Consider the following 13,923-nt stretch of genomic DNA (forward strand, 5'->3'; position numbering starts at 1 on the left):
CTTCAGCACTCTGTCCAACGCCCTTCTCCGCCAGAATCCCCGGCCGAATTTTTGCCGGAGAACCTTGTTCATGCCCGATACCGCCAGCGTGCACTGCTTTCGCCTGGAGATCGCACGTCTGCGTCGCCGTTTCAACGTTTCCTCTTTCAGAGCGACCGAGGCGATCAGCCAACTGTTCGTTTTCGAGCTGGAAATAACGGGTGACGGCTTCGAGCTGGACCTGGCGACGCTGATGTATACCCCTGCCTTCCTGAATATCGAAGGCAGCCCGCACGGCTTCCACGGGCAGATCCACGGCGCGGCCCGCCTGCATCACCGACCGGGTCCTGCGTGCTACCGGCTCAAAATCGGCCCACGCCTGGCCTGCCTCGGTCAGCGTTATAACCAACGGGTGTTCCAGCAGATGAGCGCGACGCAGATCATTGAACGGGTTCTGGAGGAACACGGCATGAGCGGCGGCTACCGCTTCGACCTTCGGGCTGACTGTCAGGAGCGCGAAACCTGCGTGCAATACGGCGAGTCTGACTTGGAACTGGTCCAGCGGCTCTGCGCAGAAGAAGGCATTCACTATCATTTTCATCATTCACGTCGCCGTCATGAGCTGGTGTTTGGTGATGGCCTGCGTGGCTTCAGGCAGGCACCGATCGCTGCGTGGCATCCGACCAATCAACGGCCGGGCGTGACGGCTTTCGACGTGACCAGTGACGGCGTCGATCTGCCGGGCAGCCGCGCCTTTCAGCGTGCCCATGGCGAAAGTACGCTGCCTTTTATCGACTGCGGATACCTGCTACCCCTGGCCGGGCATCCAGAGGTGCAGTGGAACCACATGTGGCTGGTTACCCGCGTCGAACATCGCTATGGAACTCATGCGAAACACCTTTCTGTCTATCAGCCTCGTTACCTGAACCATTTTCAGGCGATCCCATGGGAAAAGGGCTTCACGCCGCCGAACACGCCGCCCCGCCCGTTGGGCAACGCATTGCAGCGTGCCTGGATTCTGGGGCCGATGGGCGAAACGGCTGAACGTGACGCAGCCGGGCGGGTAAAGGCTCAGTTCGAATGGGGGCAACAAGGTGTCGGGGCTCGCTATAGCGAGTGCTGGCTGCCTGTGGCGCCGGGGATAGATGCGCAATGCAAGGGCGGCGCGGAGGCGGTGGTGGATTTTCAGAACAACGACATGGATCGGCCAGTCATTACCGCCATCCTGCAAACCCAGGAGCAACTGCCTGAATTCTCGACTGTCGGAGAGCACGACACGCGGCCAGCCAACGGCATACGGATGCAACTCGACTGGCAAGTGCTGCTGGGTGACGAAAACACCGTGCAACTGGGCGACACCACATTTCAGCTTGATCCAGAGAGCGAACTGCTGCTGCAGGTGGGCGCAAGCCAGGTGAGGCTCGAACGGGGAGAAATGACCTTGATCAGCCCGCGCATCACCTTTGCCAGCGAACCGGGCTCAGGTGCCGACTCTGCACCTGAGCCCGACCGGGCAATTGGCATTGCCGACGATTCGAGTGATCCGGATAACGTTCTGTGACGTAGCGTGTCCATACACCGTGGTCTTTGCGCTACTCGCGTCCAAGGCGCGCCCAGCTTCACCCACTTTGCCCAACCGAGCGCCCCACATGACCCGAGCGATTTTCCGTACGCTGATGACCGGTGCCCTGCTGGCCGTTCTTTCAGGCTGTTCTGCACTGAAGGTGCTGAACGCATTCACGCCGTCCAGCACCGTCGCCAAGGTCTCTGACGTGGCCTACGGGCCTGAACCGCGTAACCAGCTGGACATCTATGTGCCCAAATCGAAACCAACCCAGGCGCCGGTGGTGGTGTTCTTTTACGGCGGCAGCTGGAACAGCGGTTCACGCAGCGACTATGACTTTGTCGGCGAAGCCCTGGCCGCGCGCGGCATTGTGGTGATGATTGCCGATTACCGTTTGTATCCACAGGTGCGTTACCCAAGTTTTCTCGAGGACTCGGCCAAGGCCCTGGCATGGGCTTATCACCATGCGAGCGCCTACGGTGGCGACAACCATCGACTGTATGTGATGGGCCACAGCTCGGGTGCCTACAACGCATCAATGCTGGCGCTCGATTCGCGCTGGCTGGCCAGAGAAGGATTGTCGCCATCCATTCTCAGCGGCTGGATCGGCCTGGCAGGGCCTTATGACTTTCTGCCCATCGAGAACCCGGACGTGAAGCCGGTGTTTTTCTTTCCGGATTCGCCACCAGACTCGCAACCCATCAACCATGTCAGCGCTGCTGCGCCGCCTGCGTTGCTGCTGGCCTCCAACAAGGATTCGCTGGTCAACCCGAAACGCAACACCGGCGGGCTGGCCTCGAAGCTGCGTAGCGACGGAGTGTCGGTGCGGGACCTGTACTTTTCTCGCACCAATCACGGCACCCTGATCGGCGCCTTTGCCAGGCCGCTACGCAGCCTGGCGCCGGTGCTTGACGAAGTGGTGCTGTTTGTCAAAGCGCCTCGTGCAACCGCTGCGACAGCCCAGCCGGACGCAGCCCGTCAATGAGCGAACCAGGCGTCCTTGCGGGTCAGGCGCCAGGTTATCGCGCCCAGGCTCAAGCCACGCAACAGGGTAAACGCCAGGAACGTCAGCCACAGCGCATGGTTGCCATGGCTGGAGGCAAGGTAGGCGAACGGTGCGATGCCGAGCACGCTGACCAGCATCGCGTTGCGCATTTCACGAGCGCGGGTCGCACCGATGAACAGTCCGTCAAGCAGGTAGCTCCAGACCGCCAGCAACGGCATCACAGCCAGATACGGCAGGTACTCAATCGCCGTTTCGCGTACGTCCGGGATATCGGTCTGCAGAATGACGAACCAATGCCCGCCCGCCAGAAACAGCACTGCAAACGCGACGCTCGCAATCAATGACCAGCCACCCGCCACGACCAGCGAGCGGCGCAATGAAACGCGATCACGCGCCCCGATGGCATGACCACACAAGGCCTCGACCGCGTGGGCCAGCCCGTCCAGCGCGTGCGAGGTCAGCAGCAGCCCATTAAGCAGCAGCGCATTGGCCGCCACCGTGGCATCGCCCAGCCGGGCACCCTGCACGGTGATCAGAAACATGATCGATTGCAGCGCCAGGGTGCGCACGAAGATGTCGCGATTGACCGCCAGCAACGGTCGCCAGTTGCTCCACACTTTGAGCGCGGGCCACAGGATCTGCCCTGACCATGCGCGCAAGGCCTTGCGTGTCAGGATCAGGCCAAGCGCGACGCCGGTCCATTCCGCGACCACCGAGGCACGGGCCGAGCCGACCACGCCCCAGTCCAGCCCGATCACAAACCATAAATTGAGCGCGATGTTCACCAGATTGGTGGTCAACAGGATAGCCAGCGGTGCGCGGGCGTTCTGGGTACCGAGAAACCAGCCGACCAGCGCGTAACTGGCCAGTGCCGCGGGCAACCCGAACAGCCGCGTGTGAAAGAAATCCAGGGTCAGTTGTTGCAGGTCGGCGGACGGCGCCATCATCGCCAGCGCCAGATGACTGAACGGCAATGCGACCACGCCGAGCAACAGCGCCAGCCCCGCAGCCAGCAACAGACCTTGCAGAAGGATCTGACGCAGTGCGGCACCGTCATTGCGGCCAGCCGCCTGTGCCGCGAAGCCGGTGGTGCCCATGCGCAGAAACCCCATCGCCCAGGCCAGAAAGGTGTACAGCGTGGCCCCCACTGCCACCGCACCGAGCTGATGGGCATGCGGCAGATGGCCGATGACTGCACTGTCGACCAGCGCCACCAGCGGCACGGAGATATTTGACAGAATCATAGGTGCGGCCAACCCCCAGACCCGACGATGGGTGGGGCGATGACGCCAATCGCTGAACAACTTGGACATGAGGACTCCCGGCAAGCGCACATTGTAGCCACGCCATACATACCAGGCGGATTGTTCTTGCAGGAAAACTCGGTAGATTCTGCGGGAAACCTCCGAATCGGCGGCGGCCTGAGAACAAAGTCTCAATCCGAAGGTCTATTCGCGCGCTTTGTCATAATTGTAACGATGACTGCTATATAGTCTCTCCCTCTCTCAACTGCTGCCGATGAGTGCCCCATGTTCAACAAAGGACTGTTTCTGGCCTGCGCGCTTGCGCTGCTGAGTGCCTGCGATTCCTCCACGTCAGAAAAACCTGCGCCTGCCGCAGCCGCCGCGCCTCCGGCAGCAGTCAGTGAAACCAGGCCCAAGCCTGCCGTCGACCTCGCTGCGCTGAGCAAGCGCTATGCAGGCCGCGAGCTGACGGTGATCGACGTATCGGAAATTCAGGTCGACGGTGCCAGTACCCTCTCGGTCAGCTTTTCAGCGCCGCTGGATCCGGAACAGAAGTTTGGTGAAAAGCTGCATCTGGTGGACAGCAAGAATGGCAAGGTTGACGGTGCCTGGGAGCTTTCCGACAACCTGATGGAATTGCGTCTTCGCCATCTGGAGCCGCAGCGCAAACTGGTCCTGACCGTTGATGCCGGCCTGCTGGCTGTCAACAAGGCTAAACTGGCCGCTGAATACATCAGCCGCCTGGAAACCCGCGACTTGCAGCCGACCGTGGGCTTCGCCAGTCGTGGCAGCCTGTTGCCGACGCGCCTGGCCGAGGGCCTGCCCGTCATCGCGCTGAACGTCGACAAGGTGGATGTCGAATTCTTCCGCGTCAAACCCGACTCGATGCCGAGCTTCCTCAGCCAATGGGACGGTGCATCGAGCCTGTCCAGCTACAGCTCAGAAGAGCTGCTGCCCATGGCCGACCTGGTCTACGGCGGACGCTTTGACCTCAAGCCTGCGCGCAATACCCGCGAAACGCTGCTGCTGCCGATTGCCGGGATCAAGGCTCTGCAACAACCGGGCGTGTACCTGGCAGTGATGCGTGCGTCGGGCACTTACAGCTATTCACAGCCCGCCACCCTGTTCACGCTCAGTGACATCGGCCTGTCGGTGCACCGCTACAGCAACCGACTGGACGTGTTTACCCAGGCACTGGAAGGCGGCAAGGCGCTTGGCGGTGTCAGCGTCGATGTGTATGACGACGACGGCAAGGTTGTCGCCCAAGGCAAGACTGACAGCGACGGGCACACTGAACTGCCGTTACCTGCCAAGGCTGCCGTGGTTCTGGCGCACAAGGACGAGCAGACCAGCATGTTGCGCCTGAACAGCTCGGCGCTGGACCTGGCCGAGTTTGATATCTCCGGCCCACAGGCTCATCCGCTGCAGTTCTTTATCTTTGGCCCGCGCGACCTCTATCGTCCAGGCGAAACCGTGTTGCTGAACGGCCTGTTGCGCGACAGCGACGGCAAGAACGTCAAACCACAGCCGATCACCGTTGAAGTACGCCGCCCGGATGATCAGGTCAGCCGCAAATTTGTCTGGGAAGCCGACAGCTCAGGCTTCTACCAGTACCAGCTGCAACTTGCCGATGAGGCACCCACCGGGCGCTGGCAACTGGTATTCGACCTCGGCGACGGCAAACCGCAGCTTTACGAATTCAAGGTCGAGGACTTCCTGCCAGAGCGTCTGGCGCTGGAGCTCAAAGGCAGCGATGAACCGGTAGCACCTGCCGACAACCCGGAGTTCGCCATCACCGGCCGCTATTTGTATGGCGCACCGGCCTCAGGCAATACCCTGACAGGTCAGGTGTATGTCCGTCCGCTGCGTGAAGCCGTGCCAAAACTGCCGGGCTATCAATTTGGTTCGATCACCGAAGAAGACCTCAAGCATGACCTCGAACTCGAGCCGCTGACGCTGGACGGCAATGGCCACTCGACCCTTGCGGTGCAAACCGCCTGGGCCGAAGCCAAGTCTCCGCTGCAGTTGATCCTGCAAGCCAGCCTGCAGGAATCCGGAGGCCGTCCGATCACCCGCCGTCTGGTCCAGCCGATCTGGCCTGCCGAGCAGTTGCCCGGCGTACGCGCGATGTTCGGCAGTAGCACCGGCGAGGATGAGTACGGCGACGAAGCCAGCAAGGGCGAGGCCCAGACCGATGGCGACGGCCCTGCCGAGTTCGAAATAGTGGTAGCGGACGCCGCAGGTAACAAGCTGGCCGCCGACAACGTCAAGGTTCGCCTGATTCGCGAGCGTCGCGACTACTACTGGAATTTCTCGGCCAGTGATGGCTGGAGCTATCACTTCAACGAGAAATTCCTCAACCTGAACGAAGAAACCGTCAGCATCAAGAAGGACTCCACAGCCAGGATCAGCTTCCCGGTCGAGTGGGGTCCATACCGCGTTGAAGTGGAAGACCCCTCCACCGGTCTGGTCAGCAGCATGCGCTTCTGGGCCGGTTATCGCTGGCAGGACAACACCGATGGCGGCGCAGTCAGGCCCGACCAGGTCAAACTGGCACTGGACAAGCCAGCCTACAACGACGGCGACACGGCCAAGGTCACGGTTACGCCGCCTGCCGCTGGCAAGGGCTACCTGCTGATCGAGTCCAGTGAAGGCCCGCTGTGGTGGAAAGAAATCGACGTGCCTGTCGAAGGCAAAACTTTTGAAGTCCCGCTGGACAAGAAATGGGCGCGTCATGATCTGTACGTCACCGCACTGGTGGTCCGCCCAGGTGAACGCAAGGCCAACGTCACGCCCAAGCGTGCCGTGGGCGTCCTGCATCTGCCGCTTGATCGTTCGCAACGCAAGCTGGCGCTGACCGTGACCGCGCCTGAAAAAATGCGCCCCAAGCAACCGCTGAAACTCAAGATAGCCGCCAAAAACGCTGACGGCACCGTACCCAGGCAGGTACGCGTGCTGGTGTCTGCGGTAGACGTCGGCATTCTGAACATTACCAGCTACGCCACACCCGACCCATTTGCCAGTCTGTTCGGGCGCAAGGAATACGGTGCCGACCAGCTGGACATTTACGGCCAGTTGATCGAAGCCGGCCAGGGCCGTCTGGCCAGCCTTGCGTTCGGTGGTGATGCGCTGGCCAAATGCGGCAAGCGCCCTGACACCAGCGTCACCATCGTTGCCCTGCAAAGCGCACCTGTGACTTTGAATGACGCCGGTGAAGGCGAAGTCAGCGTGGACATTCCGGACTTCAACGGTGAACTGCGTGTCATGGCTCAGGCCTGGACTGAAGATCGCTACGGCATGGCTGAGGCGAAGACGGTCGTCGCCGCTCCGATCATTGCCGAACTGTCGACACCGCGCTTCCTGGCCGGTGGCGACCAGACCAGCGTGGCGCTTGACGTCTCCAACCTGTCGGGCAAAGCGCAGAAGCTGGACGTGAAAATCAGCGCGGAAGGCCAACTGAGCATTCCTGGCGGCGATCAGATCAAGCCGTTGCAGCTCAAGCAGGGCCAGCGTGTCACGCTGAAAGTGCCGGTGCTGGCGCAAGGTGGGCTGGGTCAGGGCAAGATCAAGGTACAAGTCGATGGCCTCGACCTGCCAGGCGAAAACCTGCCCGCGTTCACACGCGAATGGACAGTTGGTGTGCGCCCGGCCTACCCCGCCATGCTCAAGCATTATCGCGCCACCCTGAATGACCAGACCTGGAACCTGCCGGAAGGCGCGCTGGAAGCTTTCGAGCCTGCCGGTCGGGAAGCCCTGCTGTCGCTGTCGAGCCGTCCGCCGCTGAACCTCGGCGAGCAGATTCGGGCGCTTAAAGCCTATCCTTACGGCTGTCTGGAGCAGACCGCGAGCGGCTTGTACCCGTCGCTTTACGCCGATGCCGCCACCCTCAAGCGTCTGGGCCTGAAAGGCGAGCCGGATGCCGAGCGCAAGCGCAAGGTCGAAATCGGTATCGAGCGTCTGCTGGGCATGCAGCGCTACAACGGCAGCTTCGGCCTGTGGGGCTCGGACAGCGAAGAGGAGTACTGGCTGACCGCCTACGTGACCGACTTCCTGCTGCGCGCCCGTGATCAGGGCTTCGCTGTACCGCCGGACTCGCTCAAGAAAGCCAACGAACGCCTGCTGCGCTACTTGCAGGATGCGGGTCAGGTGCAGGTCAATTACAGCCAGAACGCCGAGCACACCCGGTTTGCTGTACAGGCGTATGCCGGGCTGGTGCTGTCGCGCAGTCAACAGGCGCCACTGGCTGCTCTGCGCAGCCTGTTCGACCGCCGCAGCGATGCACGCTCGGGCCTGCCACTGGTGCAACTGGCCGTGGCGCTGGAAAAAATGGGCGACAAACCTCGTGCGGATCTGGCGTTGACGGCGGGTCTGGCCGTGAGTCGCAAGAACGAGTGGCTGGCCGACTATGGCAGCCCGCTGCGTGATCAGGCGCTGATTCTGGCGCTGCTGGAAGAAAACGACATGGCCAAGGACAAGCGCGATGACCGTCTCTTCGCCCTTGCCGATGAAGTAGCCGCCAACCGCTACCTGTCCACTCAGGAGAGCAATTCGCTGTTCCTGGCTGGCCGTAACCTGCTGGGCAAACCGGAAAGAGACTGGACCGCGAGCATCGCCAGTGGCACTGAAACCCGCGAGCTGAGCAACACGCAACCGGGCCTCAAACTCGACGGTGCTCTGCTCGCATCGCCGCTTTCGGTACATAACCAGGGCAGCGAGCCGCTGTACCAGCAACTCACCGTCTCGGGTTATCCAACCCAGGCACCGGCTGCCGGTGGCGAGAACCTTGGCATACGTCGCGAGTACCTGAGCCTCAGCGGTGCGCCATTGAACGTCGGCGCGCTGAAAACCGGGCAATTGGTGCTGGTGCACCTGGAAGTCGCGGCCCGTCAGCGGGTGCCGGACGCTTTGGTCGTGGACCTGTTGCCTGCCGGTCTTGAGCTGGAAAACCAGAACCTGGCGCAAAGCTCGGCCAGCCTGGAAGATGCCAGCGAAGAGGTGAAGACCATTCGCCAGTCAATGGAGAATGCCGGCATCAAGCATCAGGAATACCGTGGCGATCGTTACGTGGCGGCTCTGGATATCGACAGCGGCACAACGGTGCATCTGTTGTATCTGGCCCGTGCGGTGACACCAGGAACCTACCGTATACCGCCGCCACAGGTGGAATCGATGTACCGTCCGAACTGGCAGGCACTGGGTGATGCGCCTGCGCAAATGGTCGTCAAGGGCAAGTGACCGGTCACTGAACCGGACGCTTCCCGCTGTCGCGGACCCGCTTGTTCAGCGGGCCTGTGACAGCATGGCAGCTGGATCAATGCACGATCCAGCTCAGCAGCCAGAGCCCCAGAGCAAGCCAGATGATCCCGAGGATGATCGAGGCCCGCATGAACGCGCGCACGGCCGAATACAGCAGCATCAGGCCGATGATCAGCGCCACGATGCTGATCAGTGAGGTATCCATGCCCAGAGTGCGGGACAATCCGTCGACAAAATTGCCCCCCGCATGGGTAAACCCGTTGAACACCCACGCCAGGCCATCAATAAAGAAGCGAATGACCGCTCCAATCGCCTGTCCCAGCCATTCAAAAAAGCCTTCTACCTGCATATGTACGTCCTGATTGGGGTCATGAAGAAAGTAATCTGTCCGCTTTGGCTATCGCCAGGCGTTTCAGGTTCCGTGGATCATAGAGGCTCTTGGCATTGAAACCTGAATTTCTTGCGCGACTTGCGCAAAACCTCAAGCAACTGGCAGGGGCGATCAGGCGTCCGGCACCGGTCAGTGCGCCGATGCGCAGCTCTCGTTTGATGACTTTTCTGCGCTGGACGGCCATCAGCCTTGTTGTGCTGGTCGCCCTGCTCTGGCTGGCTGATCGACTGTGGCCTCTGCCGCTGCCCAGAGATGATCTGGCGCGCGTAGTGCTGGCAGAGGATGGCACGCCGTTATGGCGCTTTGCCGATGCCAACGGTGTCTGGCGTTATCCGGTCAGTAACGAGCAGGTATCACCGTATTACCTGGAAGCGCTGCTGACCTACGAAGACCGCTGGTTTTACAGCCACCCCGGCGTCAACCCGCTGGCCTTGATGCGTGCCACCTGGCAAAACGTCAGCGGTGCACGCGTGGTGTCAGGCGGCAGCACGCTGTCGATGCAAGTCGCGCGGTTGCTGGACCCGCATTCACGTACCCTGCCGGGCAAGTTTCGCCAGCTCTGGCGCACGCTGCAGCTCGAATGGCACCTGTCCAAAGAGCAGATCCTCGGCATCTACCTCAACCGCGCGCCCTTTGGTGGCACGTTGCAAGGGGTGGCGGCAGCAAGCTGGGCGTATCTGGGTAAATCACCACAGAACCTGACCCGTGCCGAAGCCGCACTGCTGGCAGTGCTGCCACAGGCGCCGAGTCGCTTGCGCCCTGATCGTCATCCACAGCGGGCACAATTGGCCCGCGACAAAGTGCTCAAGCGTCTGGCCGAGTTTCAGGTCTGGCCGCAAGGCAGCGTGAATGAAGCTCTGGAAGAGCCTTTGTGGCTGGCCCCACGCCAGGAGCCGAGCCTGGCGCCGTTACTGGCGCGGCGTCTGAACCGGCCGGGCAGCCCGCCGCTGATCCGAACCACGCTGGACGCCAGCCTGCAACGACGCATGGAAGACTTGCTGATGGGTTGGCGGGCACGTCTGCCGGAACGCACCTCGGCAGCGATCCTGGTGGTCGAGGCTGAAACCATGGCAGTACGCGCCTACGTCGGCTCGGTGGACATCAACGACGCCAAGCGTTTCGGTCACGTCGACATGGTGACCGCGCTGCGTTCACCCGGCTCAACGCTCAAACCGTTCCTGTACGGAATGGCAATGGACGCCGGGCTGATTCACTCCGAATCCTTGCTGCAGGACGTGCCGCGTCGCTATGGCGACTACCGACCGGGCAACTTTTCGACAGGTTTTGGCGGACCGGTGGCGGCCAGTTCGGCCTTGTCGATGTCACTCAACCTGCCAGCGGTCCAACTGTTGGAAGTCTACGGCCCGAAGCGCTTCGCCGCCGAGCTGCGCAACGGCGGAATTCCGCTGACCTTGCCACCCCTGGCCGAGCCCAACCTGGCGCTGATTCTTGGCGGCGCAGGCAGCCGTCTGGAAGAGCTGGTTGGCGGCTACAGTGCTTTCGCCCGAGGTGGGCGCAGTGCCGACATTCGTCTGCAACCGCAGGATCGCCTGCGTGAACGACGCATGATGTCGCCCGGCGCAGCGTGGATCATCCGGCGCATTCTCAGCGGCCAGTCGCGCCCGGACATCGACCCGCGTGCCGAACTGGTGCAGCGCCCGCAACTGGCCTGGAAAACCGGCACCAGCTATGGTTTTCGCGACGCATGGGCGATCGGCGTGGGGCCACGCTTTCTGATCGGTATATGGATCGGCCGACCGGATGGCACACCGGTGCCGGGGCAGTTCGGGCTGGCGTCGGCCGCACCGCTGATGCTTCAGGTCCACGATGTGCTGGTCAACCGTGACAGCCAGCGCGGTATCGCCGCGCCGGTTCAGGCCGTGCCATTGAACATCGGAGTCGCAGCCATCTGCTGGCCATTGGGTCAGCCGATGAGCAAAAGCGACCCCAATTGCCGCCGTCAGCGCTTCGCCTGGACATTGGACGGCACTACGCCGCCGACACTTCAGGCAGCCGACCAGCCGTTGGGGCTCGGTTTGCAGGAACGTATCTGGGTCAACCCGCAAGGGCTGCGCGTGGCCGCTGATTGCCCGGACGCCAGCGCTCAGGATATCGCCCTGTGGCCTGCACCTCTGGAACCCTGGCTGCCCAAGGCCGAACGACGCGAAGCACGGCTGCCACCCGCGGACCCGGCCTGCCCGCCGCAAAACCTGAACCTGGCACCGCCGTTGAGCATCGTTGGTGTGCGCGAAGGCGATCATCTGCGCCTGCCCGCTGCCAGCCATCAGGCACTTCGCCTCAAGCTGTCAGCCCTGGGCGGCAGCGGTCGCCGTTGGTGGTTCATCGACGGTGCACAAGTGGCGGATACCGAGAACCAGCAAGACTTCAACCCGACCCTCAGCAAGCTGGGCCGTTATCAACTGAGTGTGCTGGATGAAAGCGGCCAGACCGCTCGCGTGGATTTCAGCGTGGTGGATTGAGCGGGCGGCTTATTTGATCTGAAAGAGCTTCGGTTCAGGAAACAGGTTGTTGAGGGTTTCCAGCAGACGCACGTGGTAGATCGGCTTGCGAAACAGGTCCAGCACGTGCAGACGCAACATGTCGCTCACGTCGTCCATATCGGCGTGGCCCGAGGTGACGATGACCGGCAAATGCTGACGTGCGGTGTGGTCCCGGAGGTGACGGATCAGTTGGATGCCGCTCTCCTCCGGCATCCGCAGATCAGTGATCACCAAGGCGATATCGGGATGCTGCGTCAGTTGCTGTAACGCCATCTTGACGGAGGATGCCGTGAAACAGCAGAAACCTTCACCCTCAAGCAGCTCTGCCAATTCTTCATTGGCATCCTCCTCGTCATCGACCAGAAGCAGCTGTTGGCGGGTGGGCTGGACGGCCATTTGGATACCTTTGAACTAAATGTTGATCATCGGGAGCAGGATATCCACATTTGTGCTCTCGAAAAAGAGCAGATAGCTACTGCTCCCGCTACAGCGCATTCTGAATGTTAGTGAACAGTGTACCGATCCGGGCGCTGATAGTAGGCACAAAAGCTATCAGGGCAACGGCCACCATTGCCGCCAGCAACGCGTACTCGATACCTGAAGCCGCCTCCTTGCCTTTGATAAAGCCCCGGACGCGGCAGTGGCAGGCAATGTAAAGCTTGGTAAGGAACATCGAATTTCTCCTTGCGCCCCTTGAATGGCGCGACATGCGCACGACATGTGAAACTGCTTTCCAATACAGCATTGCCTTCAATCCGCAAACTCACAATTGTAATAAAGCATTATTCATAAAGTACTAAGTACTGATCGCTTGAGGGTGCCGACTCACCTTTATGTAATTGCTCTGTGTTTGCGCAATGCGACCAAGGTCAGGGTAATTTCGTAACTGACAGAATGGCGTTTTGAAGGGTATGGACTATTTTCATATAACCAAAGAGAGGCTATTGCTCTTTGTAGCGGCGCCAAGCCAACGTATCGAGTTGAGTTGTTCTGCGATGACAAAGGGAAAGTTGCCATGAGCAGTCGTATCACCCTGATACTCGCCGTTGTATTTTTGTTCGGTGCAGTGGTCGCTGGGTATTTGGGGATAATCGTCAGTAAACCACCAGAGGCGCCGCCTCCGGCACAAACGCCTGTGGTCGCTGAACCGCCGCAACCACTTGCGCCCCAGCCACCTGCCGAGGAAGTGATGCGCCAGGCCGTTGTGGTATTGATAAGAGACGTGCCTGCCTATACGCCCATCAAACCCGAAGATCTGTTGGTCGAACGCCTCAAGGTAGCTCCAGCCGGAAGCTTTCATGCAATTGAAGAGGTTGCCGGTCGCATGAGCTGGCGCACACTGACCGCGGGGACCTGGCTGAGCGATAGCCATTTCGAAGCGGGTGGCGCGCTGGCCCGTATGATTCGCTCAAACGAACGTGCTCTCGCGCTTTCTGTCGATGAAGTCATAGGGGCATCAGGGCAACTGAGCCCTGGCGACTACGTCGATGTGTTGCTTTATCTTCCCTCCGATGCGGGCAACTTGCAGCGCTCCAGCCAGGTCGCAGTCCCCGCGTTACGTATTCTGAGCGTTGGCGAATTGCTTGGCCCGGATCGCGAGGGTAACCCTGTACAGCCCTTGAGTGCAGATGAGCGAATCAAGCAGGAACAGCGCAGTATGACTGCACGCACAGTAGTGGTGGCTGTGCCACAAGCGCTGTTGGCGCGCTTGATGCTCGCATCGCAGACTGGCGTTTTACGTTTGGCAGTGCGCAGCGCAGAAGAAGGCAACTTGCAAGCTTACTGGCGCAGCGAACCTGGAAGTTCCGAAATAGCAGAAAGACTGGACTCTACCAATCGCCAGTTGCTCAGTTTCAATCAATTGAGCTTCAGCCCACCGAGTGAGCCATTACGAAACGACACACCGCATCGCTCCCGTTCCGTCGAGGTCATACGCGGCAGCCAGACCACGCAACAAACTCCATGATTGAGCAAGGATTGCA

Annotated in this window: 9 protein-coding genes; 5 read left to right on the forward strand and 4 right to left on the reverse strand. The window is 60.9% G+C overall.

Annotated features, from left to right (window positions below; genetic code table 11):
• Positions 1-70 precede the first annotated feature (70 nt).
• Both KDX37_RS11920 and KDX37_RS11925 read left to right on the forward strand, forming a co-directional pair.
• Positions 71-1,540 (forward strand): contractile injection system protein, VgrG/Pvc8 family, encoded by a 1,470-nt coding sequence (locus KDX37_RS11920; protein ID WP_231652914.1) that lies wholly within the window; start codon positions 71-73, stop codon positions 1,538-1,540.
• Positions 1,541-1,628: 88 nt separating this feature from the next.
• On the forward strand, positions 1,629-2,528 hold the full coding sequence (locus KDX37_RS11925) for an alpha/beta hydrolase (protein WP_231652915.1): 900 nt from the start codon (positions 1,629-1,631) through the stop codon (positions 2,526-2,528).
• Here KDX37_RS11925 and KDX37_RS11930 read toward each other — a convergent pair.
• Complete coding sequence (locus tag KDX37_RS11930) at positions 2,522-3,862, reverse strand: MATE family efflux transporter (protein ID WP_231652916.1); 1,341 nt, start codon at positions 3,860-3,862, stop codon at positions 2,522-2,524. The two genes, KDX37_RS11925 and KDX37_RS11930, sit on opposite strands and share 7 nt — an antisense overlap.
• Before the next feature lie 216 nt (positions 3,863-4,078).
• On the opposite strand from KDX37_RS11930, the gene KDX37_RS11935 reads away from it, so the two are divergent.
• Positions 4,079-9,028: an alpha-2-macroglobulin family protein gene (locus tag KDX37_RS11935; protein ID WP_231652917.1), complete on the forward strand. Its 4,950-nt coding sequence runs from the start codon at positions 4,079-4,081 to the stop codon at positions 9,026-9,028.
• Between the two features lie 76 nt (positions 9,029-9,104).
• Here the strand turns inward: KDX37_RS11935 and KDX37_RS11940 are convergent, their stop codons facing one another.
• Positions 9,105-9,398 carry a hypothetical protein gene (locus tag KDX37_RS11940; RefSeq protein ID WP_231652918.1) on the reverse strand — a complete coding sequence of 98 codons (294 nt, stop codon included), beginning with the start codon at positions 9,396-9,398 and terminating at the stop codon, positions 9,105-9,107.
• Positions 9,399-9,580: 182 nt separating this feature from the next.
• Here KDX37_RS11940 and pbpC point away from each other — a divergent pair, with 182 nt between their 5' ends.
• Positions 9,581-11,920 (forward strand): peptidoglycan glycosyltransferase PbpC, encoded by a 2,340-nt coding sequence (gene pbpC, locus KDX37_RS11945; protein WP_406642167.1) that lies wholly within the window; start codon positions 9,581-9,583, stop codon positions 11,918-11,920.
• 9 nt (positions 11,921-11,929) lie between these two features.
• Here pbpC and KDX37_RS11950 read toward each other — a convergent pair whose 3' ends face one another.
• Entirely contained in the window at positions 11,930-12,337 is a 408-nt protein-coding gene (locus KDX37_RS11950) for a response regulator (protein ID WP_231652919.1), read from the reverse strand.
• 88 nt (positions 12,338-12,425) lie between these two features.
• A complete protein-coding gene (locus tag KDX37_RS11955; protein WP_231652920.1) occupies positions 12,426-12,614 on the reverse strand; it encodes a Flp family type IVb pilin in 189 nt (62 codons plus the stop codon).
• Between the two features lie 342 nt (positions 12,615-12,956).
• Here KDX37_RS11955 and cpaB point away from each other — a divergent pair, with 342 nt between their 5' ends.
• Positions 12,957-13,907: a Flp pilus assembly protein CpaB gene (gene cpaB / locus KDX37_RS11960; protein WP_231652921.1), complete on the forward strand. Its 951-nt coding sequence runs from the start codon at positions 12,957-12,959 to the stop codon at positions 13,905-13,907.
• Positions 13,908-13,923 lie beyond the last annotated feature (16 nt).

It is taken from the genome of Pseudomonas californiensis, from assembly GCF_021147775.1.
Classification (GTDB): domain Bacteria; phylum Pseudomonadota; class Gammaproteobacteria; order Pseudomonadales; family Pseudomonadaceae; genus Aquipseudomonas; species Aquipseudomonas californiensis.